Below are 26,905 nucleotides of genomic sequence, written 5' to 3'. Positions count from 1 at the left end.
GACCTGACATGCTCCAGGACAGAGACCGCATCTTTACCAACCTCTACGGCCTCCATTCGCCGGACTTGTCCGCCGCGAAAATGCGCGGCGCGTGGGACGGCACTAAGTTCCTGCTCGAGAAGGGCCGGGACTGGATCATCGACGAGATGAAGAAGTCGGGCTTGCGCGGCCGTGGCGGCGCGGGCTTCCCGACCGGCCTGAAATGGTCGTTCATGCCCAAGCAATCGGATGGGCGCCCGCACTACCTCGTGGTGAACGCCGACGAATCCGAGCCCGGCACATGCAAGGACCGGGAGATCATGCGGCACGACCCGCACCTTCTGGTTGAGGGCTGCCTGCTGGCATCCTTCGCCATGGGGGCGCACGCGGCCTACATCTACATCCGCGGCGAGTACATCGCCGAGAAGCACGCCCTCCAGCGCGCGGTGGACGAGGCCTACGAGGCCGGGCTGATCGGCCAGAACAACATCCACGGCTATCCCTTCGACCTCTACGTCCACCATGGCGCCGGCGCCTATATCTGCGGCGAGGAGACGGCTCTCATCGAGAGCATGGAAGGCAAGAAGGGCATGCCGCGCCTGAAGCCGCCATTCCCGGCCAATATGGGCCTGTATGGCTGCCCCACGACGGTGAACAACGTGGAATCCATCGCGGTGGCGGGTACCATCCTGCGCCGGGGCGCGGCCTGGTTCGCGGGCATCGGCCGTCCCAACAACGTGGGCACGAAGCTGTTCTGCGTGTCGGGCCACGTGAACAAGCCCTGCAATGTGGAAGAGGCCATGGGCCTGACCTTCCGCGAATTGATCGACACCCATTGCGGCGGCATCCGGGGCGGCTGGGACAACCTCCTGGCGGTCATCCCGGGCGGCTCCTCGGTGCCCTGCGTCCCGGCGGACCAGATCATCGACGCGCCGATGGATTTCGACACCCTGCGCAACCTGCGTTCGGGCCTCGGCACGGCGGCCGTGATCGTCATGGACAAGTCTACGGACATCGTGCGCGCCATCGCCCGCATCTCGTATTTCTACAAGCATGAGAGCTGCGGCCAGTGCACCCCGTGCCGCGAGGGTACGGGCTGGATGTGGCGCGTGCTCAACCGCATGGCCGAGGGTCGCGCTCAGAAGCGCGAGATCGACATGCTGCTCGAAGTGTCCACCCAAATCGAAGGCCATACCATCTGCGCGCTCGGCGACGCGGCGGCTTGGCCGGTTCAAGGCCTCATCCGGCATTTCCGGCATGAGATCGAAAAGCGGATCGACGATTATGCGGCCAATCCGCATAGCGAGTCGGTGATGATGGCGGCGGAGTAAGAAACAGGATGGCGAAAATCATCGTTGACGGCGTCGAGGTCGACGTCCCGCCGGAATACACGCTCCTCCAAGCCGCCGAGGCGGCCGGGGCCGAGATTCCGCGCTTCTGCTTCCATGAGCGCCTGTCCATCGCCGGCAATTGCCGCATGTGCCTCGTCGAGGTGAAGGGCGCGCCCAAGCCGGTCGCTTCCTGCGCCTGGGGCGTTCGCGATTGCCGTCCGGGCCCCAACGGCGAGCCGCCGGAGATTCTCACCAAGTCCGGCACGGTCAAGAAGGCTCGGGAAGGGGTGATGGAGTTCCTCCTCATCAACCACCCGCTCGATTGCCCGATCTGCGACCAGGGCGGTCAATGCGACCTCCAGGACCAGGCCATGGCCTACGGCGTCGACACGACCCGTTTCCATGAGAACAAGCGCGCGGTCATGGACAAGTACCTCGGCCCGCTGATCAAGACCTCCATGAACCGGTGCATCCACTGCACCCGCTGCATCCGCTTCACCACGGAGGTGGCGGGCGTGGAAGATCTCGGCGCGATCTGGCGCGGCGAGGACATGGAGATCACGAGCTACCTGGAAAAGGCGCTGGGTTCCGAGTTGCAGTCCAACGCGGCGGATCTCTGCCCGGTGGGCGCGCTCACCCACAAGCCGGAAGCCTTCCATTACCGTCCGTGGGAGCTCGCCAAGACCGATTCCGTCGACATCATGGATGCGGTCGGGTCCGCCATCCGCGTGGATTCCCGTGGCCGCGAGGTCATGCGCATCTTGCCGCGCGTGAACGAGGACGTGAACGAGGAGTGGATCACCGACAAGGCCCGCCACATCGTGGACGGCCTGCGGCTCCAGCGCCTCGACCGACCTTTCGTGCGGGAGAACGGTCGCCTGCGCGTCGCCTCCTGGCAGGAGGCTTTCGCGGCTATCGCCGCCAAGGTGAAGGGCACCAGCCCGGACCGCATCGGCGCCATCGTGGGCGACCTGGCGGCCGTCGAGGAGACCTATGCCCTGAAGCTCCTTATGCAGGGCCTTGGGGTGAGGAATGTCGACGCGCGGCAGGACGGCTCGATTGTGAGCCCGGCCCATGGCCGTGGGTCGTACCTCTTCAATTCGACCATCGCGGGCATCGAGGACGCGGACGCGATCCTCATCATCGGGTCCAACCCGCGCATCGAAGCGTCGCTCGTCAATGTGCGCATCCGCAAGCGCTGGCGCATCGCTCCCCCGCCCATCGCCCTCATCGGCGAGCAGGTCGACCTGACCTACCCCTACGAGTATCTGGGTGCGGGTCCGGATTCCCTGGCGGAACTTGTCGCCGGCCGTCACAGCTTCGCCGAGAAGCTGAAGGAGGCCAAGCGTCCGCTGGTCATCGTCGGACCCGGAGCCTTGGCCCGTCCGGACGGTCTCGCGATCCTGTCAGCGGCGGCCTCGCTCGCGCAGGGCGTGGGTGCCATCGCGGAGGGCTGGAACGGATTCTCGGTGCTTCATACGGCAGCCTCCCGCGTCGGCGCTCTCGATCTCGGCTTCGTGCCGGGCGAGGGCGGCAAGACCGCGATCGAGATGGCCCAAGGCGGCGTGGACGTGCTGTTCAACCTGGGAGCCGACGAGATTGACATCACGCCGGGCGCCTTCGTGATCTATCAGGGCACTCACGGCGACAAGGGCGCGCACCGGGCGGACGTCATCCTGCCGGCCGCGACCTACACCGAAAAGTCCGGCACCTACGTGAACATCGAGGGCAGGGCCCAGATGGCGAACCGGGCCGCCTTCGCGCCGGGCGATGCGCGCGAGGATTGGGCGATCCTGCGCGCTCTCTCGGACGTTCTCGGTCAGCGCCTGCCTTTCGACTCCCTCAATGCCCTGCGTCAGAAGCTTTATGGCGAGTTTCCGCATTTCGCGGCCCTCGACCGGGTCACCCCGGCCGATGCGGCATCGGCCGTGACGGCGCTCGCGGGCCTCGGCGGGGCGGCAGGCCGGGAGGCTTTCGCAAGCCCGGTCAAGGACTTCTATCTCACCAACCCGATCGCCCGCGCGTCCGGTGTCATGGCCGAGTGCTCCGCGCTCGCCCGTGAGATCCGGCTCGAGGCGGCCGAGTAAGAGACGACGGATATGGAACTCGGAGACATTCTCCTCTCGATCGCGATCATGCTGGGCAAGAGCCTGCTGCTGCTCGTAGCCCTCTTGATCTTCATCGCCTACGCGCTGCTGGCCGACCGCAAGGTCTGGGCGGCGGTGCAGCTGCGCCGCGGTCCCAACGTAGTCGGTCCCTTCGGCCTGCTGCAGAGCTTCGCGGATCTGCTCAAGTTCGTGCTGAAGGAGCCGGTCATCCCGGCTTCGGCAAACAAGGGCATGTTCCTGCTCGCCCCTCTGGTGTTCTGCACCACCTCACTGGCCGCCTGGGCGGTGATCCCGCTCGACGCCGGCTGGGCGATGGCCAACATTAACGTGGGCATCCTCTACATCTTCGCGATCTCGTCGCTGGGCGTCTACGGGGTCATCATGGGAGGCTGGGCTTCGAACTCGAAGTATCCGTTCCTGGGCGCTCTGCGGTCTGCGGCCCAGATGGTGTCCTACGAGGTGTCCATCGGCTTCGTCATAGTGACGGTTCTGATGTGCGCCGGGACCCTGAACCTCTCGGGCATCGTCGAGTCGCAGAACACCCGCCTGGGCATCCTGGGCTGGTACTGGCTGCCGCTCTTCCCGATGTTCGTGGTGTTCTTCATCTCGGCCATGGCCGAGACGAACCGTCCGCCCTTCGATCTGCCTGAGGCCGAGTCCGAGCTCGTGGCGGGCTACATGGTCGAGTATTCCTCGACCCCGTACCTGCTCTTCATGCTGGGCGAATACGTGGCCATCATGACCATGTGCGCGCTCGGCACTATCCTGTTCCTGGGTGGCTGGCTCTCGCCGATCCCCTTCGCACCCTTCACATGGGTGCCAGGCGCGATTTGGTTCATCCTGAAGGCCAGCTTCCTGTTCCTGATGATCGCCATGGTGAAAGCCCTGGTGCCGCGCTACCGCTACGATCAGCTCATGCGGCTCGGTTGGAAAGTATTCCTGCCCCTGTCGCTCGTGATGGTGATCGTCGTGGCGGCTGTTCTCTTCGTCCTCGGCATCGCGCCGGGCATGCGCTAACGGAGGCCGGTTCCATGAAACTCGATCAGGTTGCCAAGGGCCTGCTGCTTCAGGAGTTCATCACGGGCTTCCTCCTGACCGTGAAGTACTTCTTCAAGCCGAAGGCCACGATCAACTATCCCTTCGAGATGTCCTACCGTAGCCCTCGGTTCCGGGGCGAGCATGCCCTGCGCCGCTATCCCAACGGGGAAGAGCGCTGCATCGCCTGCAAGCTCTGCGAAGCTATCTGCCCGGCCCAGGCCATCACCATCGAGGCCGGACCGCGCCGGAACGACGGCACCCGCCGCACGACCCGCTACGACATCGACATGGTGAAGTGCATCTATTGCGGCCTGTGCCAGGAGGCCTGCCCGGTGGATGCCATCGTGGAGGGGCCCAGCCTGGAATTCTCGGTCGAGACCCGGGAGGAGCTGCTGTTCGACAAGGCGCGGCTGCTCGACAATGGGGACCGCTGGGAGCGTGAGATCTCGCGCAACATCGCGAAGAACGCGCCCTATCGCTAGGGAAGAGCCGGAACGGACGAAGTCGTCCGCCCGGGGACGCCATCGAAACGATCCCGGACCCGCAAGGGGAGGGGATGAAGCACTCCGGCGGGTTGTCCCGTTCGGATTCGGAAACTATAGACGAACCGCCGGTTGTCGGCGCCACGTCGGAAGGGGCCGCCTTGCGCGGCTTGAGCTGCAAGCATGACGGTCACTGCCGCCTTCTTTTACCTGTTTGCGACCATCACCATAGCGTCCGGCTTCATGGTGATCGCGTCCCGCAATCCCGTTCAGTCGGTGCTCTTCCTCATCCTGGCCTTCGTCAACGCGGCGGGCCTGTTCCTGATGATGGGGGCCGAGTTCCTGGCGATGATCCTGGTCATCGTATATGTGGGTGCGGTTGCGGTGCTCTTCCTCTTCGTGGTCATGATGCTGGACGTCGACTTCGCGGAGTTGCGCCAGGGTTTCCTGCAATATCTCCCCATCGGCATGCTCATCGGGATCGTCTTCCTGCTGGAGCTGATCCTGGTCATCGGCACCTACGTGGTCGACCCCGGCCTCATGCGAACCGCCGCCGTGCCGATCCCCCCGGCGGACGTGATGACCAACACCCAGGCCATCGGCCAGGTTCTCTACACCCGGTATTTCTATTTCTTCCAGGCGGCGGGCTTGATCCTCCTGGTCGCCATGATCGGCGCCATCGTGTTGACCCTGCGTGAGCGGGTGGGCGTGCGGCGCCAGGACATCTCGAAGCAGAACGCCAGGACCCAGGCGGACGCCGTCGAAGTGCGGAAGGTTCCCTTCCGTCAGGGCGTCTAAGGAGAAGCGATTATGATCGGTCTCGGACATTATCTCACCGTCGCCGCCGTCCTCTTCACCCTGGGCGTGCTGGGAATCTTCCTGAACCGGAAGAACGTCATCGTCATCCTGATGTCCGTCGAGCTCATCCTGCTCGCCGTGAACATCAACATGGTCGCCTTCTCGACCCACATGAACGACATCGTCGGCCAGGTCTTCGCGCTGCTGATCCTCACGGTCGCGGCGGCGGAGGCGGCCATCGGCCTCGCCATTCTCGTCGTGTTCTTCCGAAACCGCGGCTCCATCGCGGTCGAAGACGTCAACATGATGAAGGGCTAAGGCTCAAACGGATCGGCTCAGGCACACGCCATGTATCACGCAATCGTCTTCCTGCCGCTCGTCGGCTTCCTCATCGCAGGCCTCTTCGGGCGTCTCATCGGGCCCCGGCCGAGCGAGATCGTCACCACGGCCCTGCTCTTCGTCTCCGCCTTCCTGTCCTGGATTGCCTTCTTCCAGGTGGCGCTGGGCGATACGCCGATGCTGCGGGTCCAGGTGGCCCAGTGGATGTCGGTAGGTGACCTCAACGTCGATTGGGCCTTCCGGATCGATACCCTCACCGCCGTGATGCTGATCGTGGTGAATTCGGTCTCGGCCCTCGTGCACCTTTATTCCATCGGCTACATGCACGAGGATCCGCACCGGCCGCGCTTCTTCGCCTATCTGTCGCTCTTCACCTTCGCCATGCTCATGCTGGTGACCGCCGACAATCTCGTGCAGATGTTCTTCGGCTGGGAGGGCGTGGGTCTCGCCAGCTATCTGCTGATCGGCTTCTGGTACCAGAAGGATTCCGCCAACGCGGCCGCCATGAAGGCCTTCATCGTCAACCGCGTGGGCGATTTCGGCTTCCTGCTCGGCATCTTCACCCTGTTCGTTCTGTTCAACAGCGTGACCTTCGAGCAGATCTTCCCCCGTGTGGCCGATATGGCGAATGCCAATTTCCGGTTCCTCGGGGTCGAATGGCATGCCATGACCATCGCGGCCCTGCTGCTCTTCATGGGTGCCATGGGCAAGTCGGCGCAGTTCTTGCTCCACACCTGGCTGCCGGACGCCATGGAGGGCCCGACACCGGTCTCGGCCCTCATCCATGCCGCCACCATGGTGACCGCCGGCGTCTTCATGGTCGCCCGTCTGTCTCCGATCTTCGAGTATGCCCCGGCGGCTCTGACGGTGGTCACGATCATCGGCGGTATCACGGCCTTCTTCGCCGCGACCGTCGGCCTCGTTCAGAACGACATCAAGCGCGTCATCGCGTACTCGACCTGCTCGCAGCTCGGCTACATGTTCGTGGGCCTCGGCGTCGGCGCCTATGGGGCTGGCGTTTTCCACCTCTTCACCCACGCTTTCTTCAAGGCCCTCCTGTTCCTGGGCGCCGGCTCGGTCATCCATGCGATGCACCATGAGCAGGACATGCGGAACATGGGCGCGCTGCGGAAGTACATTCCGTTCACCACCGCCATGATGGCGATCGGCACGCTGGCGTTGACGGGCTTTCCGTTCACGGCAGGATATTATTCCAAGGATGCCATCATCGAGGCCGCCTTCGCCAAGCACTCGGCGGCCGGCACCTTCGCGTTCATCGCCACGGTGGTGGCGGCGTTCATGACCTCGTTCTATTCCTGGCGCCTGTTCTTCCTGACCTTCGAGGGCAAGGCCCGCTGGTCTCACGGACACGATCATGCCCACGGCCATCATGCGCACGGCTCCCACGAGGGAGTCGAGCACGACGACCATAATCACGACGTGGAGCCCGCTCATCATGCGGACCACGAGCACGGCCATCACGGCCATGGGGATCACAAGCCCCACGAGAGCCCCTTGGTGATGCTCATTCCGCTGGCTCTGCTGGCGCTGGGCGCTCTCGTTGCGGGCATCATCTTCCACCATGACTTTATCGGTGAAGGCTATAACGACTTCTGGAAGGGTGCCCTCTATACCCGGCCCGACAACCACATCCTGGAGGAGATGCACCATCTCCCGGGCTGGGTGCCGCTGCTGCCGACCGTCATGATGATCCTAGGCTTCGTTCTGGCGGTTTACATGTACATGCTCGACACCAAGAAGCCGGCCCAGCTCGCCGCCGAGCACCCTCTCCTGTACCGCTTCCTCCTGAACAAGTGGTACTTCGACGAGCTCTACGACCTCATCTTCGTCCGCCCGGCCATGTGGCTTGGCCGCTTCCTGTGGCGCACCGGCGACGGGCGCATCATCGACGGCCTGGGGCCCGACGGCATCTCGGCGCGCGTCATGGACGTGACCCGCGGCGTGGTGCGGGTCCAGACCGGCTACGTCTATCACTATGCCTTCGCGATGCTGATTGGCGTCGCCGCTCTCGTCACCTTCTATCTGTTCAGGGGAGCGCACTGATGCTCGGCTTTGGCATCCTCTCCGGCCTATTGATCCTGCCGCTCCTCGGCGCGGCGTTCATCCTGACCCTGCGCGGTGACAGCGAGGCGGCCCGTTCCAACGCGCGTTGGGCGGCGCTGATCACGACGATTATCACCTTCCTGTTGTCCCTCGTGGCCTGGGGCCGCTTCGACACGGGAATTTCTAGCTTCCAGCTCGTAGAAAGCCACGCTTGGCTCGCCGAAGGCATCGCGTTCAAGCTCGGCGTGGACGGCTTCTCCATGCCGTTCATCCTGCTGACCACGTTCCTGATGCCGTTCTGCATCCTGGCCTCGTGGGAATCGATCACCCACCGGGTCAAGGAATACTTCGTCGCCTTCCTGGTGCTCGAAACCACCATGATCGGCGTGTTCCAGGCCCTCGACCTCGTGTTGTTCTACCTGTTCTTCGAGGCAGGCCTGATCCCGATGTTCCTCATCATCGGTATTTGGGGCGGCAAGCGCCGCATCTACGCAAGCTTCAAGTTCTTCCTCTATACGCTGCTCGGCTCCGTGTTGATGCTACTTGCCATCATGGCGATGTACTGGGCGGCCGGCACCACCGACATCCCGACCCTGCTGACCCACGAGTTCCCGGCCAACATGCAGATCTGGTTGTGGCTGGCCTTCTTCGCATCCTTCGCGGTGAAGATGCCGATGTGGCCGGTCCACACGTGGCTCCCGGACGCGCACGTGGAGGCGCCGACGGCGGGCTCGGTCATCCTGGCGGGCATCCTGCTGAAGATGGGCGGCTACGGCTTCATCCGCGTGTCGCTGCCCATGTTCCCGGATGCTTCGATCTACTTCGCGCCGCTGGTCTTCGCTCTTTCGGTCATCGCCATCGTGTACACGTCCCTCGTGGCGCTGATGCAGGAGGACATGAAGAAGCTGATCGCCTATTCGTCCGTCGCCCATATGGGTTTCGTGACCATGGGCCTGTTCAGCATGAATCCGCAGGGCATCCAGGGCGCCATGTTCCAGATGGTGTCCCACGGCCTCGTATCGGGCGCGCTCTTCCTCTGCGTCGGCGTCGTCTACGACCGGATGCACACCCGCGAGATCAAGGCCTATGGCGGCCTCGTGAACCGGATGCCGCTCTATGCCGTGGTGTTCCTCATCCTCACCATGGCCAATGTGGGCCTCCCCGGCACGTCCGGTTTCGTGGGTGAATTCCTGAGCCTCATGGGCGCGTTCCGGGCCAATACCTGGGTGTCGTTCCTGGCCACCACGGGCGTCATTTTGTCGGCAGCTTACGCCCTCTGGCTGTACCGTCGAGTGGTTTACGGGCCGCTGGAGAAGCCGGAGCTTCAGTCCATCACGGACCTGAACCGCCGGGAAATGATCAGCCTCATACCTCTCGTCCTTCTCGTCATCTATTACGGCGTGCAGCCCGGACCGATCCTCGACGCCTTCGCGGCGCCGACGGACGCCCTGATGAAAACCTATCAGGCCGCGCTCACAACCATCCAAACCGCGGCCGTGGCCGTTCACTGAGGTTGCGATGAACCCCGCCTTCGCCATACCCGCCTTCGGCCCCGTCCTACCGGAGATCATCCTCGCGGCCGGCGTGCTCGTGATGATCCTGTTCGGCGCCATCCGCGGCGAGCGCTCCGCCGGCATCATGAGCATCCTGGCCATGGGCCTCCTCGCGGTCGCCCTCGTGGCCGTGCTGATGCTTCCGGGCACTCATACAGAAACCATGAGCGGCTCGTTCGTGATCGACGGCTTCGCCAAGTTCATGAAGGTCTTGACACTCATCGCATCCATCGGCGGCCTGATCCTGTCGATGGATTACATGCGCCGCGAAGGGATCTTCCGGTTCGAGTATCCGATCCTCATCGTGCTCTCGACCATCGGCATGCTCATGGTCGCATCCGCCAACGACCTCATCGCGCTGTACCTCGGAATCGAGCTGCTGAGCCTGTCTTCCTACGTGATCGCGGCTTTCGACCGGGATAATGTGCGCTCCACCGAAGCCGGTCTGAAGTATTTCGTCCTCGGCGCGCTCTCGTCCGGCATGCTTCTCTACGGCGCGTCGCTGGTCTACGGCTTCACGGGTTCGGTCCAGTTTCCGGGCATCGCGGCGGCCGTGTCCGGCGGACAGGCAGGCAATGGCGTCATCTTCGGCCTCGTTTTCGTGGCGGCCGGCATCGCCTTCAAGATCTCGGCCGTGCCGTTCCACATGTGGACGCCGGACGTCTATGAGGGTTCGCCCACGCCTGTGACGGCCTTCTTCGCCGCCGCGCCCAAGATGGCCGGCATGGCGATGGCCACCCGCGTGTTCATCGATGCCTTCCCGGGCATCACCGGGCAGTGGCAGCAGATCATCGTGTTCATCTCCATCGCGTCCATGGCGCTGGGCTCCTTCGCGGCCATCGGCCAACGCAACATCAAGCGCCTGATGGCTTACTCGTCCATCGGCAACGTGGGTTACGCCTTGATCGGCCTTGCCACCGGCACGGCCGAAGGCATCCAGGGCGTCGCTGTCTACATGGCGATCTACCTCGCCATGACTCTCGGCTCGTTCGCCTGCATCCTGAGCCTGCGGCGCCGGAACGTCATGTTCGAGAACGTCGAGGACCTGTCGGGCATCGCCCGCACCCATCCCGTCATCGCGTTCTGCCTTGCGATGATGATGTTCTCGCTGGCAGGCATCCCGCCGCTCGCCGGATTCTTCGCCAAGTTCGCGGTGTTCAACGCCGCGATCCAGGCGAACTTGGTGACGCTTGCCGTGATCGGTGTGGTGACCAGCGTCGTTGGCGCATACTACTACCTGCGCATCGTCAAGGTCATGTACTTCGACGAGCCGGCCGAGCGCTACGACGCCATGCCGTTCGGCGTGAAACTCGTGCTCGGACTGACGAGCGTGTTCGTGGTGCTCTTCGGCCTGGTCCCCGGTCCCCTCAATAGCGCGGCGGGCGCCGCTGCGCGCTCCTTGTTCTGACGTGCGCCTGTCCCTGGAGGCCGAGGCGGCCGGATATCGGCTTCTCTCGCTCCAGGCGACGGAATCCACGAATGACGATGCTCTTCGGGCCGCTCGCGCGGGCGAGCCCGGCCAATTGTGGATCGTCGCGGGTGAACAACGGGCGGGACGGGGTCGGCACGGACGACAATGGTCCTCTCCGCCCGGCAACCTCTATTCCAGTCTGCTGCTGATCGACCCTTGCGAGGCTGCCGTCGCACCTTTGTTGAGTTTCGTCGCCGGATTGGCCCTGCATGAGGCCATCGAGGCGGTCACGGGCATTGGAGCACCCCGACTCGCCCTCAAATGGCCCAATGACCTCCTCCTCGATGGTGCAAAGGTTTCAGGTCTGCTCCTGGAGGGGCATCGCCTCCCTGGCTCGAACGCGCTGGCCATCATCCTCGGTATCGGCATCAACGTCGCCTTTGCACCGGCAGGAACGCCTTACCCGGCCAATACCTTGCAGGATGTCCGCCCAGGCCTAGATCGTGAGACAACGTTCGCGGCTCTCTCGGCATCTTTTGCCCGTACCTTCGCGGCTTGGCGGAGAACCATGGGTGCGAATGCCTCGGGCTCGTTTTCGGCCATAAGAGCCCTGTGGCTCGAACGGGCCGCCGGACTCGGTCAGGAGGTCGTGCTGAGACTGCCTTCGGGGGAGCGGAGGGGGGTTTTCGAGGGGATGGATCCGGCAGGGCGCCTGCAGCTCAGGGGCCCGGACGGTCTCAGTCTGATCGACGCCGGCGACCTCTATTTTCCCCACCTGATGGATCATACGACTCGGCCCTGACCGGGCCCAATAGGATAACCACGATGGCATCTGCCCAAGACGAACTGGTCTTCTTGCCCCTGGGAGGGCTTGGCGAGATCGGCATGAACGCGGCCCTGTACGGATTCGGTCCAGAGGCTAACCGCCAGTGGATCCTGGTCGATTGCGGGATGGGATTTGGGGGCGAGGATCACCTTCCAGGGATCGATCTGGTCTATCCGGATCTCCGCTTCATCGAGGAGGAGCGCCACAATCTCCTGGGCATCTTCATCACCCATGCCCACGAGGACCATATCGGCGCCTTGGTGGAGATGTGGCCGCGCCTGTGCGCGCCGGTCTACGCCACCCGATTCGCCATCGGTCTCCTGGAGACGCGCCGCCTATCCGAGGCGAACGCTCCAAAGGTCGACCTCAACGAGATTGCGCCGGGGCAGCGCATCAAGCTTGGGCCGTTCGAGATCGAGTACGTGCCGGTGGCGCACTCGATCCCTGAATCGAATGCCATGGCGATCCGCACCCCGCACGGTCTTGTCGTCCATACGGGTGACTGGAAGATCGATGCGACGCCCTATCTTGGAAGTCTGACCTCCGAGGAATCGTTCCGGGCTCTAGGCGACGAAGGCGTTTTGGCCCTCGTCTGCGACTCGACGAACGTGGTGCGAGACGGCACGAGCCCATCCGAGGCGGACGTCGCCAGAAACTTGGCAGTGCTGATCAAGGACGCGCCACAACGCGTGGCGATCACCACCTTCGCGTCGAATGTGGCCCGCATCCGCTCCATTGCCGAGGCAGCGCGTGAATGCGGACGTGAGGTCGTCGTGGTCGGCCGAGCCATGGACCGCGTGGTGGATGTGGCCAAGGAATGCGGCTATCTGGAAGGGTTGCCCGAGTTCCGCACCCCGGAGACCTTCGGGTACCTTCCGCGCGATAAGGTTGTCGCGGTCCTCACGGGCTCTCAGGGTGAGCCCCGCGCGGCATTGGCGCGGATCGCGCAGGACGAGCATCCTGACCTGGCGCTGTCACAAGGCGACAGGGTGATCTTCTCCTCCCGCACAATCCCAGGGAACGAGAAGGCTGTCGGAACCATCGTCAACAGCCTGATCGAGCAGGGTGTCGAGGTCATTACCGACCGCACCGAACTCGTCCATGTGTCGGGCCATCCCCGCCGCGGCGAACTCGCCCAGATGTACCAATGGACGCGGCCCCGTATCGCGATACCGGCCCATGGAGAGCCGCTTCATCTGGCCGAGCACGCGAAGTTCGCACGCGCGCAGGGCGTGCCGGAAGTCGTGAAGGCCAAGAACGGCACGATGGTCCGCCTCGCGCCAGGGGGTGCCGAGATCGTCGACACGCTGCCGGCGGGAAGGCTCTACAAGGATGGTAACTTGGTGACCAATGCGGCGGAGCGGGCTGTCCCCGAGCGGCGCAAACTCGCCTTCGCTGGTATTGTGACGGCAGCCATCGCCATCGAGGAAGACGGCGAGCTCGCGGGCGATCCGATCATCGACGCCATGGGCCTGCCCGAAAAAACCCGCCAGGGCGAGGTGATCCTGGAACTCGTCGCCACCGTTGTGGAGGATACCCTCGACGGGCTGTCGAAAGCCAAGCGCCGGGACGCCGAGGCCGTTGAGAACGCGGTCCAGCGCGCCATCCGGGCCAAGGTGAACGAGGTTTGGGGGAAGAAACCGGCCTGCCATGTGCTGGTCATCGAAGTCTGAACGAAAGGGTAGGGGATGATCGGCCGTCTCAACCACGTCGCCATCGCGGTCCGGGACCTTGACGCGGCGACGCGGCTCTATCGCGATACGCTCGGAGCAAACGTGTCGAACCCGGATCCTTTGCCCGAGCATGGCGTCACGGTGGTGTTCGTGAACCTACCGAACACCAAGATCGAATTGCTCGAGCCCCTGGGAGAGGGGTCTCCCATCGCGAAATTCCTAGAAAAGTCAACCGATGGAGGCATCCATCACATCTGCTACGAGGTGGATGACATCCTGGCCGCGCGGGACGAACTCATTCGCAAGGGTGCCCGCATCCTCGGCTCGGGCGAGCCGAGAACCGGCGCTCATGGCAAACCGGTCCTGTTCCTGCACCCGAAGGACTTCAACGGGACCCTTGTCGAACTCGAGCAGGCGTGAGAATCGCATGGTCCGCCTCGTCAAACGCATCGCCTCCTCGACCCTCGCCACCCTTGCGGCGATCGTCCTCATCTCCGGCATTGGCATCACGATCGCCGTCATGGCCTTCGGTCTGCGGGTAACCGGCGCCAGCGCACTTTATTTCGTGATCTGGTGGATTGCGCTCTTCGCCGTCCTGCCATTCGGCGTTCGCAGCCAGCATGAGAGCGGAGAGATCATCTCGGGGACCGAACCTGGCGCGCCATCTGTTCCAGCCTTGCGAGAAAAGGCTCTCTGGACGACACTGGTTTCCAGTCCCATCCTGGTCTTCGTTTGCGCGGCGTTGCCACTTTCGGGCTTGTGACCATGCCTCAAATCGCCACGTTTCTGATGTTCGAGGGTCAAGCCGAGGAGGCGATGACGTTTTACGTCTCCCTATTCGACAAGGCGTGCGTTACGAGCCTGAAGCGCTACGGTCCCGGGGAAGGCGGTCCGGAGGGTAGGGTCATGCTGGCGAGCTTCGCGCTGAACGGCCAGAGTTTCATGTGCATCGACTCGCCGGCCAAGCACGAGTTCACCTTCACGCCGTCCATGTCGGTCTTCATCACTTGCGAATCCGTCGAGGAGGTCCAATTCCTGCACGGGAAGCTGTCCGACGGAGGCAAGGACCTTATGCCATTGGGCGAGTACCCCTTCAGCCGCCAGTTCGCATGGGTGGTGGACCGCTTTGGCGTGTCCTGGCAGATCGGCCTGATGGACCGCTAAGGGCTCGTAGGTTCACGTCCGATGCGGGCAGGCACGGTAGTCAGAAAAGAAAAAAGCAAGGCTCACGCCTTGCCTGTATTGCCTTTAGGCAATGATTTCATCCTTGGCTTGTTGCGCCGCCACCCTGAAAAAGGCGGGCGAGGATGCTTGTTCCTCCCGAAACACCGGACCGCCGTCTCAGCATGAGAAACACCGAGACGTTCAGCCCGATCTGTATAATTTCTTTAATAAGCCGTGTCACCTTTTTTGGCAGGATCTGATCGAAGAATTGGCAGACGGGAGGTTAATCTTTCGTCTAATCCCCGAGATGGGGAATAAATTCCGAAAATTTAGGGGCCGCCGGTTCTCGGGAGGGCAAGGACCGCTCCTGGAATCCCTTCCATCTTGTCATTTGGCGGGTGCCTGTGTTGTGTGCATAAAGCGAGTCGCGGGCCGAAGCCGGCCCCTCACCCTTTTCGATCTTGAAGGCCTTCCATGCGCTTGAGCCGCTACTTCCTCCCGATCCTCCGCGAGACTCCCAAGGAGGCCGAGATCGTCTCCCATCGTCTCATGCTGCGGGCCGGCATGATCCGCCAGGAGGCCGCTGGGCTCTACGCCTTTCTGCCGCTCGGCCTGCGGGTTCTCAACAAGGTCAACGCAATCATCCGCGAGGAGCAGAACCGCTCAGGCGCGATCGAACTGCTCATGCCGACGATCCAGTCGGCGGATCTGTGGCGCGAGTCGGGCCGCTACGAGGCCTATGGCAAGGAGATGCTGCGCATCAAGGACCGGCACGAGCGCGATATGCTCTACGGCCCGACGAACGAGGAGATGATCACGGAGATCTTCCGGGGATATGTGCGCTCCTACAAGGACCTTCCCCTGAACCTCTACCATATCCAATGGAAGTTCCGGGACGAGGTGCGCCCACGCTTCGGCGTCATGCGCTCCCGCGAGTTCCTCATGAAGGACGCCTATTCGTTTGACCTGGACCAAGCAGGCGCACGGCACTCCTACAACAAGATGTTTGTCGCCTACCTTCGCACCTTCGCCCGCATGGGCCTGAAGGCCATCCCGATGCGGGCCGATACGGGCCCGATCGGGGGTGACCTCAGCCACGAATTCATCATCCTGGCGTCGACGGGCGAGAGCGAGGTCTTCTCTCACGCCGATTATCTCGACTTCGGGATCCCTGGCGCCGATACGGATTTCGACGACATCCCAGGCCTCCAGGCGACGGTGGACAAGTGGACGTCGCTTTACGCCGCGACCTCCGAGATGCACGACGAAGCCGCCTTCGACGCCGTTCCGGCGGACAAGAAGATGTCGGCGCGCGGAATCGAGGTCGGCCATATTTTCTACTTCGGCACCAAGTATTCCAAACCCATGGGCGCCAAGGTCATGGGGCCCGATGGGCAGGAGCACGAAGTGCATATGGGATCCTACGGCATCGGCCCGAGCCGCCTGCTGGCGGCCATCATCGAGGCTAGTCACGACGAGAACGGCATCATCTGGCCGGAAGCCGTCGCACCCTTCGACGTTGCCCTTCTCAACCTGAAGGCGGGCGATGCCGCAACGGATGAGGCCTGCGGGAGGCTGTATCGCGAACTTACCGCCGGCGGCCGAGACGTGCTCTACGACGACCGTGACGAACGTCCCGGCGCGAAGTTCGCCACCGCGGACCTCATCGGGATTCCATGGCAGCTCGTCGTCGGTCCGAAGGGGCTGGCCGAGGGCCAAGTCGAATTGAAAAACCGCGCCACCGGCGCCCGTGAAACCCTGCCCCTCGACTCGGTCGCGGCGCGGCTGACGAAAGGCGCCTGACGGTCCTCCATGGCAACAGCCGGCACCTCCACGACCAAGCCTTTTGCGCGTTTCGAGTGGATGCTGGCGGGGCGATACCTCCGCACGCGCCGTCGAGAGGGGTTCGTTTCCGTCATCGCCGGCTTCTCGTTCCTCGGCATCATGCTAGGGGTCGCCACCCTTATCGTCGTGCTGTCGGTGATGAACGGTTTCCGGGCCGAGCTGCTAAACAAGATCGTTGGCATCAACGGCCATATCTTCGTGGCGCCCATCGACTCCCCATTGACCGATTATGACGAGGTCACGAAGCGCATCGCCGCCGTGCCTGGCGTGAGACGGGCGCTTCCGCTAGTGGAGGGACAAGCCTTCGGGTCCTCGCCTTATGGCGGCAGTGGCGTCCTGGTTCGCGGTGTGCGGGGCGACGATCTGCGCAAGATCGAGAACATCGCGAATCACATCACTCAGGGTTCCCTGCAGGACTTCGATGCCGGCGAAGGCGTCGCCATTGGGCGCCGGCTGGCGGAATCGCTCTCGCTTCAGGCTGGCGACACCTTCACGCTCATCACCCCGAAAGGCGCCGCGACACCCTTCGGCACGGCGCCACGCGTGAAGGGCTATCCCATCAAGGCGATCTTCGAAATCGGCATGTCGGAATTCGACTCGACCTTTGTGTACATGCCTCTGTCCGAAGCGCAGAGCTACTTCAACCGCAACGGCGACGTGCAGTTGATCGAGGTCTATCTCGACGATGCCGACAAGGTGGACCAGGCTCGCGCCGCCATCGACGAGGCGGCGGGACGTCCCATCCTCATGACTGATTGGCGCCAGCGCAACCGAACGTTTTTCGGTGCCTTGGAGGTCGAGCGGAACGTGATGTTCATGATCCTCACGCTCATCGTGCTCGTGGCGGCCCTGAACATCGTGTCGGGCCTCATCATGCTGGTGAAGGACAAGTCCAACGACATTGCGATCCTGCGGACCATGGGCGCCACGCGAGGTGCCATCATGCGAGTGTTTCTCATCACCGGCGCGTCCATCGGCATAGTCGGGACGATTGCCGGGTTCGCGTTGGGCATGCTGTTCACGCTCAATATCCAGAGCATCCAAAACTTCCTGTCCTGGGCTCTCAATCGGCAGCTGTGGGATCCGACCGTGCGATTCCTGTCTGAGATTCCGGCCGTCATCAATCCGGGGGAAGTCATCTCGGTTCTGCTCATGTCGATGATCCTGTCGCTTCTGGCGACGCTCTACCCGTCTTGGCGGGCTGCGAAGCTCGACCCGGTCGAAGCCCTGCGTTACGGGTGATCCATGGCAAACGGTCAACCCGAACCCGCTCTCTACCTGTCGAAGGTCGAGCGCCGCTACCCTCAGGCAGGCGGCGCGCTCGAAGTGCTGTGCGGCACGGATCTGGCCATCTGGCCCGGCGAGATCGTGGCCCTGGTGGCGCCGTCCGGCACGGGAAAGTCCACCCTTCTGCACGTGGCGGGGCTGCTGGAGAAACCAGACGGCGGCGAAGTCTTCGTCGGATCGCGACCGACCGCATCCATGAATGACCAGGAGCGAACCAAGCTCCGAAGGGAAGAGCTGGGTTTCGTCTATCAATTTCACCATCTCCTGCCGGAATTCTCCGCCATCGAGAACGTGGTGCTGCCTCAAATCATCCGCGGCCTGCCCCGGGGTGAGGCAAAGGAACGGGCGACACAGATCCTCACTTTTCTGGGGCTCGGCCAGCGCCTTGAGAACCGCCCAGGAGAACTGTCCGGCGGTGAGCAGCAGCGCGTCGCGATTGCCCGCGCGGTGGCGAATGCGCCCCGGCTTCTGCTGGCCGACGAGCCGACGGGCAACCTCGATCCCCACACGGCTGACCGGGTCTTCCAGACCCTCGTCGCCATCGTGCGCGCCTCCCGCCTCGCCGCGCTGATTGCCACGCACAACATGGACCTTGCCGCCCGCATGGACCGGCGCGTCACGATCCGCGAGGGACAGATCGTCCAATTGCCTTGAGGGCAGGGCGTCCGGACGTTCTGATTTCAGCGCCCAAGGCGGCGCTTTCCAAGACCGGTCTAGAGAGATCCCTTCAGACTGCAGGCGCTACATTCGGTCGGAAAGACCCTGCAGTCTCCGCGGCCAGCTGACCTTTCGATCTCCGACGGCGAGCCCGTTCATCATGTCGACGATCCGGTCGACCACAAAAGCTCGAAAATAAATCCTCGGTTCGCGGTCGGCCAGAATGGGCTCGCGGAGAGTACGCCCATCGCCGTCGGTCTGGCGCGCGCCGGATGACGAGGGGGAGGGCCGGAGGGCTTGCGACCCCATGGGCGCCTGCGGCCCGCGTGCCCGGAGCCGATCCACAGGTGGGCCCGGCCGAAATGTCTTTTGATCCCGAACAGCCGGCCCCATCGCTGTTAAGACCCTGTTGACTGTGACGAGCTTTCCCCGCTTTCACGGCTTTACACAGAACATAAGACGAACGAACATGAACATAACGGAAACAATGAGGTTCTAATGCTTCGCTCGTTCATCGAAACCGCTGTTGAACTCGTCTCCCTGGCGATCTTCGGCAGTGCCATTGCAGTTTGGTCCCTAGTCCTTTCCCCGATGGTATAGAGAACGGACTTTCCACAGGAGATTCCACAGGGCGGCGTGCTAGAGGGAAACTTAACGCCGATTCGAGACTCTGATCTGCAAGGGGACTCAGGCATCCTGAGTTCAGTTCAGAGCAGGTTTTCATGTCCCGCGTCCTCCAAGAGATCGGCTTCGTCCATCTTCATGTCCACTCGTCCTATTCGCTGCTGGAAGGGGCGATCAAGGTCGAGCACCTGGCAAAGCTGGCTGGGGCCGACAAGCAGCCCGCCCTGGCGCTGACGGACGCCAACAACCTGTTCGGTGCGCTCGAATTCTCCCAAAAGCTTTCCGGCATGGGAATTCAGCCCATCCCAGGCGTTCAGCTTTCCGTCTGTTTCGAGGAACCTGACCCCATCGCCCGCTCGCAGCCGCAGGCGGCAAACGTGGTGCTGCTGGCGCAGAATGCGGAAGGCTACCGCAATCTCATGCGCCTCGTGAGCCGCGCTTATTTCGATGTGCCGCTGGGCGATACACCGCGCTTGTCGTCCACGGTCCTGTCGCAATACTGCGAGGGCCTGATCGCGCTCACAGGCGGCTTCACCGGTCCCATCGACTGCGCACTGCGCATGGGCGGTCGCGAGGAATTGGCGCAAGCACGGCTGGACACGCTGAAGAACGCGTTCGGTTCGCAGCTCTATGTCGAGATTCAGCGCCACAAGCTCGACGAGGAACGTCTCGTCGAAGGCGAGCTCATCGCGATGGCAGACCGCAACTCTCTCCCCATCGTGGCCACCAACGAGCCGTTCTTCAAGGCGCCGGACGACTACGAGGCTCACGATGCCCTGCTCGCCATCGCGGAAGGCCGCATCGTGTCCGACGGCAACCGGCGCCGGTTTTCCCCCGAGCACGCGTTCAAGACACGCCGGGAGATGATGGAGCTCTTCAAGGACCTGCCGGACGCGCTGGCGTCGAGTGTCGAAATCGCGATGCGCTGCTCGACCCGTGTGACGACGCATAAGCCGATCCTGCCGAGTTTCGGTCGCGGCGAAGAGGCCAAAACCCTCGATGAGGGCGAGGAGTTGGAGCGTCAGGCCAAGGAAGGCCTGCTCGCTCGCCTTGCCGCGCACGGGCCGGCACCGGGATTGACCGAGCAGGATTATCACGATCGCCTTGCCTATGAGGTGAGCGTGATCCGCAACATGAAATTTCCCGGCTACTTCCTCATCGTGGCCGACTTCATCAAATGGGCGAAGGACCACGACATTCCGGTTGGGCCGGGGCGTGGTTCGGGTGCCGGTTCGCTTGTCGCTTACGCACTGACGATCACCGATCTCGATCCGATCCGCTTCGGCCTACTGTTCGAGCGCTTTCTGAATCCCGAACGTGTGTCGATGCCGGACTTCGACATCGACTTCTGTGTCGAGGGTCGCGAACGCGTGATCGAATACGTACAGCAGCGTTACGGCGAGGAGCAGGTCGCGCAGATCATCACCTTCGGCACGCTCCTTGCGCGCGGTGTGATGCGCGACGTGGGCCGCGTGCTGGAAATGCCTTACGGCCAAGTCGACAAGCTCACCAAGCTGGTGCCGCAGAACCCGGCCAATCCGGTAACGCTGGCGCAGGCCATCGAAGGCGAGCCGAAGCTGCAGGCTGCCATCGAGGAAGAGCCGGTCGTCAAGCGCATGCTCGACATCGCCCAAAAGCTCGAGGGCCTGCACCGGCACGCTTCGACGCACGCGGCGGGCGTCGTGATCGGCGACCGTCCCCTGCAGGAGCTCGTGCCGCTGTACCGAGACCCGAAGACGGGCATGCGGGTGACCCAGTTCAACATGAAGTGGGTCGAGCAGGCGGGGCTCGTGAAGTTCGACTTCCTCGGCCTGAAGACGCTCACGGTCCTGCGCACCGCCACCGACCTGATTGCCCGCACGGGCATCCACATCGATCTCTCGGCTCTCCCGCTGGACGACCGCAAGACCTACGAGATGCTGCAGCGGGGCGAGACGGTTGGCGTGTTCCAGGTGGAATCCGCCGGCATGCGCAAGGCGCTTGTGGAGATGGAGACCGACCGTTTCGAGGACATCATCGCCCTTGTGGCCCTCTACCGCCCGGGCCCGATGGCCAACATCCCGGTCTATTGCGCCCGCAAGCTCGGAAAGGACGAGCACAACAAGGAGCACTGGTATCCGCATCCGAAGCTGGAGCCGATCCTGCGCGAGACCTTCGGCATCATCGTCTATCAAGAACAGGTGATGGAGGTCGCGAAGGTTCTGTCGGGCTATTCGCTTGGCGACGCCGACCTCCTGCGCCGAGCCATGGGCAAGAAGATCAAGGCCGAAATGGACGCGCAGCGCGAGCGCTTCGTGTCTGGCGCGCTAAAGGGCGGCCTCGACAAATCCACGGCGAACGAGATCTTCGACCTGCTGGCGAAATTCGCCGATTACGGCTTCAACAAAAGTCACGCGGCAGCCTACGCGCTGGTGGCATTCCAGACAGCTTATCTGAAGGCGAACTACCCAACCGAATTCCTGGCCGCGTCGATGACGCTCGATCTCGACAATACCGACAAGCTGTCCGAATTCCGCCGTGAGGCCCAGCGTCTCGGCATGAAGGTGGAGCCCCCTTCCATCAACCGCTCCGGTGTGGTTTTCGACGTCGAGTACGATGCCGAAGGCAAGGGCTCGATCCTCTACGCGCTCGCCGCAATCAAGGGTGTCGGGCGCCAAGCGATCGAGGCCGTGATAGAGGCGCGGGGGGACAAGCCGTTCAAGAGCCTCGCGGACTTCGCGCGGCGCATCAACCCGCGCCTCATCAACAAGCGCACGCTCGAAAATCTCATCGCGGCAGGTGCCTTCGACGAACTTGAGCCCGACCGCGCCAAGGCCTGCGCGGCCGTCGATTCCATGATGGGTTTGGCCCAGCAGGCGCTGGAGGCGGCCAACGGCGGCATGATCGACATGTTCGGAGGCGTGGCATCCGACGATGTTCAGTTGCGCATTCCGGCCTACGATCCATGGCCTGCCGCGCAGAAGCTTCAACGGGAATACGACGCGGTCGGCTTCTTCCTGTCGGGCCATCCCCTTGACGAATATGCATCCCTGTTGCCCAAGCTCTATGTGCAAAGCTGGGCCGATTTCAGCCGCTCGGTCAAGAACGGCAACTCGGCCGGGCGCGTGGCCGCCACAGTGTTGAGCCGGCAGGAGCGGCGGACCAAGACCGGCAACAAGATGGGCATCGTCATGCTGTCCGATCAGACCGGACATTTCGAGGCCATCGTATTCTCCGAGGGTCTCAACCAGCTTCGGGACGTGCTGGAGCCCGGCAACGCGGTGGTGCTCATGCTTCAAGCCGGCATGGACGGCGAAGAGGTGAGGGCGCGAATCGGGATGGCGGACCTGCTCGAGACGGCGCTGGCCAAGCACCAGAAGGGCATGCGCATCTTCCTGCGCGACGAGCGCCCGCTGCCGAGCGTGCTGGAGCGTCTCAAGACGAGAGGCGAGGGTGAAGTCTCCCTCGTCCTGATCCTCGACGACGGCGACCGCGAGGTAGAGGTCAAGCTTCCCGGTAGGTACATGGCCTCCCCCCAGATCGCCGGGGCGTTGCGCGCCGTGCCTGGGGTTGTGGACGTGCACGTGAGCTGAACGCCAACCATACTTCCCCAGCCAAGGAAACTATGTTACGTATGTCTGCGCTCGGGCTCATGTCGCCGTGAGTGAGGGGGCAGCGGTATGGTCAAGCCGGCAATCATTCGGTGTGAAGCGCCTGGCGATGCGGAGCGCGAGGCGATCCTGAAACTGCTGATCGCCTACAACGACACCAAAACCAAACCGGCCAATGCCAAACCTCTGGCGATCCTCCTGCGGGACCCGGCCTCGGAGGAGACCGTTGGAGGACTGTGGGGCAAGGTCTCGTACGATTGGTTGTATGTGGAGCTACTGATCGTGCCCGAACGGTACCGCAGCCAAGACCTCGGAACGGACCTCATGCGCAGGGCGGAGGAATTCGCGCGGGATCAGGGCTGCATCGGTGTCTGGCTGAACACGTTCGAATTTCAGGCTCTGAGTTTCTACCAGAAGAACGGATACAGCCTCTTCGGGACCTTGGACGACCGGCCGCAGGCGTCGAAATTCTACTTCCTCCAGAAGCGCTTTGACCCGAGCCAGGCGTAAGACCTGGGGCATGCTGACCTCACGAGGAGGCTTGTCTTTCGAGTCTTTTTCCCCTATAGGCGCCCTCATCCCACACGCGGAATCCCCTCATGAGCCCATGAGGAACCCCCGGTGGCCGGCAAGGCCGGTTCACTGTTCCGCGGAGGCTTAACCGGAGAAAACATATGGCGCTTCCTGAATTCTCGATGCGCAGCCTTCTTGAGGCTGGCGCTCACTTCGGCCACCAGGCTCACCGTTGGAACCCGAAGATGGGTCAGTACATCTTCGGCACCCGCAACAACATCCACATCATCGATCTGGCCCAGTCGGTCCCGATGCTGCACCGCGCCCTCCAGGCCGTCAGCGACACGGTCGCCAAGGGCGGCCGCGTGCTCTTCGTGGGCACGAAGCGCCAGGCGGCCGATTCGATCGCCGATGCGGCCAAGCGTTCGGCCCAGTACTACGTGAACTCCCGCTGGCTCGGCGGCATGCTCACCAACTGGAAAACGATCTCTGGCTCGATCTCCCGCCTGCGCAAGGTGGACGAGATCCTCGCCGGCGGCGGCTCGGGCCTCACGAAGAAGGAGCGCCTGATGCTCTCCCGCGAGAAGGAGAAGCTCGAGCGCGCCCTGGGCGGCATCAAGGACATGGGCGGCACGCCCGACCTGATCTTCGTGATCGACACCAACAAGGAGCAGCTGGCGATCCAGGAGGCCAAGCGTCTCGGTATCCCGGTGGCGGCCATCGTTGACACCAACTGCGACCCGGACGGCATCACCTACCCGGTTCCGGCCAATGACGACGCCGGCCGTGCGATCACCCTGTATTGCGACCTCGTGGCCCGCGCGGCTCTCGACGGCATCTCCCGCGGGGCCGGTTCCATGGGAATCGATGTCGGCGCGTCCGAGAACCCGATGGCCGAGGAGCTTCCGGCAGCCGATGTCGGCGCTTCCGAGCAGGGCGAGCAGTTCGAGCGCCTTGCCGCTCCCCGCGGTGCCCCGGACGACCTCACCAAGCTGACGGGCGTCGGCCCGCAGCTCGAGAAGAAGCTGAACGAGGCCGGCATCTTCCACTTCTGGCAGCTCGCTGCCATGAAGGCGGACGACATCGCGGCCCTCGACAAGGACCTGAAGCTCAACGGCCGCCTCGAGCGCGACGGCTGGATCGCCCAGGCCCGTTCGGCGATCGAAGCCGCCTGAGGCTTGAAGTCCCGCGCGGCTCTCGCCGCGCCGATCGGCTGAATTTTCCCAAGCCCGGCGTTTCCCTGAACGCCGGGCTCCCCATATCTGAACCCGTGAAAGGATGAGCCATGGCGAACATTACCGCTGCGATGGTGAAAGAGCTGCGCGACCAGACCAGCGCCGGCATGATGGACTGCAAGACCGCCCTTGCCGAGACCAATGGCGACCTCGAGGCCGCCGTCGACTGGCTGCGCAAGAAGGGCCTGTCCAAGGCCGCCAAGAAGGCCGGGCGCGTCGCCGCCGAGGGTCTGGTGGCTGTCGAGTCCTCCGGCCATCAGGCCACCATCCTCGAGGTCAACTCCGAGACCGACTTCGTGGCCCGCAATGACAGCTTCCAGGCCTTCGCCCGGGAAGCCGCCAAGATCGCCCTCATGGGCGCGGGCTCGGTCGAGGCGCTGGAAGCCGCTCACTTCCCCGGCTCCCAGACCACCGTCAAGGACAAGCTCAACGAGCTGATCGCCACGATCGGCGAGAACATGACGCTTCGCCGCGTGAGCAAGCTCGAGGTCTCCAAAGGCCTGATTTCCACCTACGTGCACAACGCCGTCACCGAAGGCCTCGGCAAGATCGGCGTACTCGTGGCGCTGGAGTCGGAAGGTGACGTCACGGTTCTCGGACCGCTGGGCCGCCAGATCGCCATGCACGTGGCTGCCACGAACCCGGTCGCCGTCGACGCCTCCGGCGTCGATGCCGCCACGGTCGAGCGCGAGAGCGCGATCCTGCGCGAGAAGAATGCCGGCAAGCCCGACAACGTCATGCAGAAGATCGTCGAGAGCGGTCTCAAGAGCTACTACAAGGAGGTGACGCTCCTGGAGCAGCCCTTCGTGCACGATCCGTCCAAGACCATCTCGCAGGTTCTCAAGGAGGCCGAGTCCAAGGCCGGCAAGCCCGTGACTCTGAAGAGCTTCGTGCGCTTCGCCCTCGGCGAAGGCATCGAGAAGGAAGAGGCCCCGGACTTCGCGGCCGAAGTCGCGGCGGCGGCTGGCGGAAAAGCCTGAGCCAATACAAAGACTTAAGAACGGCGGCTCTCGGGCCGCCGTTTTCATGAGAGGGTTTATCAAGGAGAGTTCCCCTGTGACGAAATTCCGGCGCATCTTGGTGAAACTCTCAGGGGAAGCCCTGATGGCTCCCGATGGGTACTGGCTCGATTCCGAACTGCTCGTCGGCCTTGCGAGCGATATCGCCAAGGCGACGCAGGCCGGCTTCGAGATCGCCCTCGTGATCGGCGGCGGCAACATCATCCGGGGCGCCCGCATGAGCGCCGCCGGCTGGATCGACCGCCCCACGGCCGATTCCATGGGGATGCTCGGCACGGTGATGAACTCCCTGGCGGTCGAAACGGCCCTGAACGCCGCTGGCGTGCCGGCCCGCACCATGTCGGCGGTCTCCATGCCCACGATCTGCGAGACCTATGCGCGCCAGCCCGCCCTGCACCATCTCGAGAAGGGACAGGTGGTCGTTCTCGCGGGAGGCACGGGCAATCCCTATTTCACGACGGATACCGCCGCCGTCCTGCGCGCCGCGGAGCTTCGCTGCGACGCGGTGCTCAAGGCCACCCAGGTGGATGGGGTCTACTCGGCCGATCCCAAGAAGGACCCCGGCGCGGTCCGCTACGAGCGGCTGACCCACGACGAGGCCATCGCCCGGGACCTCAAGGTGATGGATACCGCCGCCTTCGCGCTCGCCCGCGAGAGCCGACTTTCCATCATCGTCGGATCGGTTCATGCCCCGAGCTCCGTCACGGCGATCCTCGACGGGACCAGCCCTTCGACCATCGTCGCCCCTTGATGACGAAGCCGCACAGGCGTAAGCCCATTTTAACTGTTTGAGTAAGGATTCACCGCGATGGCCGCGACTTTTGACCTCGACGACGTGAAGCGCCGCATGCAAGGCGCCATCAATTCATTCAAGAATGACCTGGGAAGCCTGAGGACCGGCCGGGCATCGCCCAGCCTGCTCGACCCCATCCAGGTTGACGCCTACGGGGCCGCGATGCCCATCACCCAGGTGGCCACGGTGAGCGTGCCGGAGCCGCGCCTCCTCAGCGTCCAGGTCTGGGATCGCGGCATGGTATCGGCGGTCGAGAAGGCGATCCGCGAGTCGGATCTCGGGCTCAACCCCCAAACCGAGGGCCAGATCATTCGCCTGCGCATCCCGGAGATGAACGAGCAGCGCCGTAAGGAGATGGTGAAGGTCTCGCACAAATACGCGGAAGAGGCTCGCATCGCGATCCGCCACGTCCGCCGCGACGGCATGGACCTGCTCAAGAAGCTCCAGAAGGATTCCGCCATCAGCGAGGACGACGAGAAGCGTCAGGGCGATCAGGTCCAGAAGGCGACCGACCAGTACGTGGCCGAGGTCGAAACCCTGCTTCAGGCCAAGGAAAAGGAAATCATGCACGTCTGA

At 63.4% G+C, this 26,905-nt stretch carries 23 protein-coding genes; all 23 read left to right on the top strand.

Features of this window, described 5'->3' with window-relative positions:
- Positions 1 to 8 precede the first annotated feature (8 nt).
- The 23 genes from nuoF to frr all read left to right on the top strand — a co-directional run bounded on the left by nuoF (position 9) and on the right by frr (position 26,905).
- Positions 9 to 1,310: an NADH-quinone oxidoreductase subunit NuoF gene (gene nuoF / locus ILT42_RS17450; protein ID WP_204216982.1), complete on the top strand. Its 1,302-nt coding sequence runs from the start codon at positions 9 to 11 to the stop codon at positions 1,308 to 1,310.
- Positions 1,311 to 1,318: 8 nt separating this feature from the next.
- Positions 1,319 to 3,397 (top strand): NADH-quinone oxidoreductase subunit NuoG, encoded by a 2,079-nt coding sequence (gene nuoG, locus ILT42_RS17445; protein ID WP_204216981.1) that lies wholly within the window; start codon positions 1,319 to 1,321, stop codon positions 3,395 to 3,397.
- Between the two features lie 12 nt (positions 3,398 to 3,409).
- Positions 3,410 to 4,435 carry an NADH-quinone oxidoreductase subunit NuoH gene (gene nuoH, locus ILT42_RS17440; protein WP_204216980.1) on the top strand — a complete coding sequence of 342 codons (1,026 nt, stop codon included), beginning with the start codon at positions 3,410 to 3,412 and terminating at the stop codon, positions 4,433 to 4,435.
- Positions 4,436 to 4,449: 14 nt separating this feature from the next.
- On the top strand, positions 4,450 to 4,938 hold the full coding sequence (nuoI, locus tag ILT42_RS17435; RefSeq protein ID WP_204216979.1) for an NADH-quinone oxidoreductase subunit NuoI: 489 nt from the start codon (positions 4,450 to 4,452) through the stop codon (positions 4,936 to 4,938).
- Between the two features lie 183 nt (positions 4,939 to 5,121).
- Positions 5,122 to 5,736 (top strand): NADH-quinone oxidoreductase subunit J, encoded by a 615-nt coding sequence (locus ILT42_RS17430; RefSeq protein ID WP_204216978.1) that lies wholly within the window; start codon positions 5,122 to 5,124, stop codon positions 5,734 to 5,736.
- 9 nt (positions 5,737 to 5,745) lie between these two features.
- The gene (nuoK, locus tag ILT42_RS17425) at positions 5,746 to 6,054 is read left to right on the top strand and encodes an NADH-quinone oxidoreductase subunit NuoK (RefSeq protein ID WP_324617749.1); all 309 of its coding nucleotides are present in this window, start codon (positions 5,746 to 5,748) and stop codon (positions 6,052 to 6,054) included.
- A gap of 30 nt (positions 6,055 to 6,084) precedes the next feature.
- Positions 6,085 to 8,139, top strand: a complete 2,055-nt coding sequence (nuoL, locus tag ILT42_RS17420; RefSeq protein WP_204216976.1) for an NADH-quinone oxidoreductase subunit L — start codon at positions 6,085 to 6,087, stop codon at positions 8,137 to 8,139.
- On the top strand, positions 8,139 to 9,650 hold the full coding sequence (locus ILT42_RS17415; protein WP_204216975.1) for an NADH-quinone oxidoreductase subunit M: 1,512 nt from the start codon (positions 8,139 to 8,141) through the stop codon (positions 9,648 to 9,650). Before nuoL ends, ILT42_RS17415 begins: the two co-directional genes overlap by 1 nt.
- 7 nt (positions 9,651 to 9,657) lie before the next feature.
- Entirely contained in the window at positions 9,658 to 11,100 is a 1,443-nt protein-coding gene (gene nuoN / locus ILT42_RS17410; RefSeq protein WP_204216974.1) for an NADH-quinone oxidoreductase subunit NuoN, read from the top strand.
- Position 11,101: 1 nt separating this feature from the next.
- Entirely contained in the window at positions 11,102 to 11,905 is an 804-nt protein-coding gene (locus ILT42_RS17405; protein ID WP_204216973.1) for a biotin--[acetyl-CoA-carboxylase] ligase, read from the top strand.
- A gap of 23 nt (positions 11,906 to 11,928) precedes the next feature.
- Positions 11,929 to 13,602 (top strand): ribonuclease J, encoded by a 1,674-nt coding sequence (locus ILT42_RS17400; RefSeq protein ID WP_204216972.1) that lies wholly within the window; start codon positions 11,929 to 11,931, stop codon positions 13,600 to 13,602.
- Positions 13,603 to 13,617: 15 nt separating this feature from the next.
- Positions 13,618 to 14,022, top strand: a complete 405-nt coding sequence (gene mce / locus ILT42_RS17395; protein ID WP_204216971.1) for a methylmalonyl-CoA epimerase — start codon at positions 13,618 to 13,620, stop codon at positions 14,020 to 14,022.
- Between the two features lie 7 nt (positions 14,023 to 14,029).
- Complete coding sequence (locus ILT42_RS17390) at positions 14,030 to 14,365, top strand: DUF1467 family protein (RefSeq protein WP_204216970.1); 336 nt, start codon at positions 14,030 to 14,032, stop codon at positions 14,363 to 14,365.
- Positions 14,366 to 14,367: 2 nt separating this feature from the next.
- A complete protein-coding gene (locus ILT42_RS17385) occupies positions 14,368 to 14,766 on the top strand; it encodes a VOC family protein (RefSeq protein WP_204216969.1) in 399 nt (132 codons plus the stop codon).
- A 474-nt stretch (positions 14,767 to 15,240) separates the two neighbouring features.
- Positions 15,241 to 16,569 (top strand): proline--tRNA ligase, encoded by a 1,329-nt coding sequence (proS, locus tag ILT42_RS17380; protein ID WP_204216968.1) that lies wholly within the window; start codon positions 15,241 to 15,243, stop codon positions 16,567 to 16,569.
- Between the two features lie 9 nt (positions 16,570 to 16,578).
- Positions 16,579 to 17,853 carry a lipoprotein-releasing ABC transporter permease subunit gene (locus tag ILT42_RS17375; RefSeq protein ID WP_204216967.1) on the top strand — a complete coding sequence of 425 codons (1,275 nt, stop codon included), beginning with the start codon at positions 16,579 to 16,581 and terminating at the stop codon, positions 17,851 to 17,853.
- Between the two features lie 3 nt (positions 17,854 to 17,856).
- Entirely contained in the window at positions 17,857 to 18,552 is a 696-nt protein-coding gene (locus ILT42_RS17370) for an ABC transporter ATP-binding protein (protein ID WP_204216966.1), read from the top strand.
- 725 nt (positions 18,553 to 19,277) lie between these two features.
- Positions 19,278 to 22,751 carry a DNA polymerase III subunit alpha gene (gene dnaE, locus ILT42_RS17365; RefSeq protein ID WP_204216965.1) on the top strand — a complete coding sequence of 1,158 codons (3,474 nt, stop codon included), beginning with the start codon at positions 19,278 to 19,280 and terminating at the stop codon, positions 22,749 to 22,751.
- 87 nt (positions 22,752 to 22,838) lie between these two features.
- Positions 22,839 to 23,279, top strand: a complete 441-nt coding sequence (locus tag ILT42_RS17360) for a GNAT family N-acetyltransferase (protein WP_204216964.1) — start codon at positions 22,839 to 22,841, stop codon at positions 23,277 to 23,279.
- Positions 23,280 to 23,443: 164 nt separating this feature from the next.
- Complete coding sequence (locus ILT42_RS17355) at positions 23,444 to 24,457, top strand: 30S ribosomal protein S2 (RefSeq protein WP_204216963.1); 1,014 nt, start codon at positions 23,444 to 23,446, stop codon at positions 24,455 to 24,457.
- Between the two features lie 110 nt (positions 24,458 to 24,567).
- Positions 24,568 to 25,497 carry a translation elongation factor Ts gene (gene tsf, locus ILT42_RS17350; RefSeq protein WP_204216962.1) on the top strand — a complete coding sequence of 310 codons (930 nt, stop codon included), beginning with the start codon at positions 24,568 to 24,570 and terminating at the stop codon, positions 25,495 to 25,497.
- A gap of 46 nt (positions 25,498 to 25,543) precedes the next feature.
- On the top strand, positions 25,544 to 26,287 hold the full coding sequence (gene pyrH, locus ILT42_RS17345; protein WP_229428722.1) for a UMP kinase: 744 nt from the start codon (positions 25,544 to 25,546) through the stop codon (positions 26,285 to 26,287).
- Between the two features lie 57 nt (positions 26,288 to 26,344).
- Complete coding sequence (gene frr / locus ILT42_RS17340; RefSeq protein WP_204216960.1) at positions 26,345 to 26,905, top strand: ribosome recycling factor; 561 nt, start codon at positions 26,345 to 26,347, stop codon at positions 26,903 to 26,905.

It is taken from the genome of Microvirga pudoricolor (assembly GCF_016892705.1).
Lineage (GTDB): Bacteria > Pseudomonadota > Alphaproteobacteria > Rhizobiales > Beijerinckiaceae > Microvirga > Microvirga pudoricolor.
Note: the sequence above shows the minus strand (reverse complement) of the source record. Positions and strands in the feature narration are given on the sequence as shown.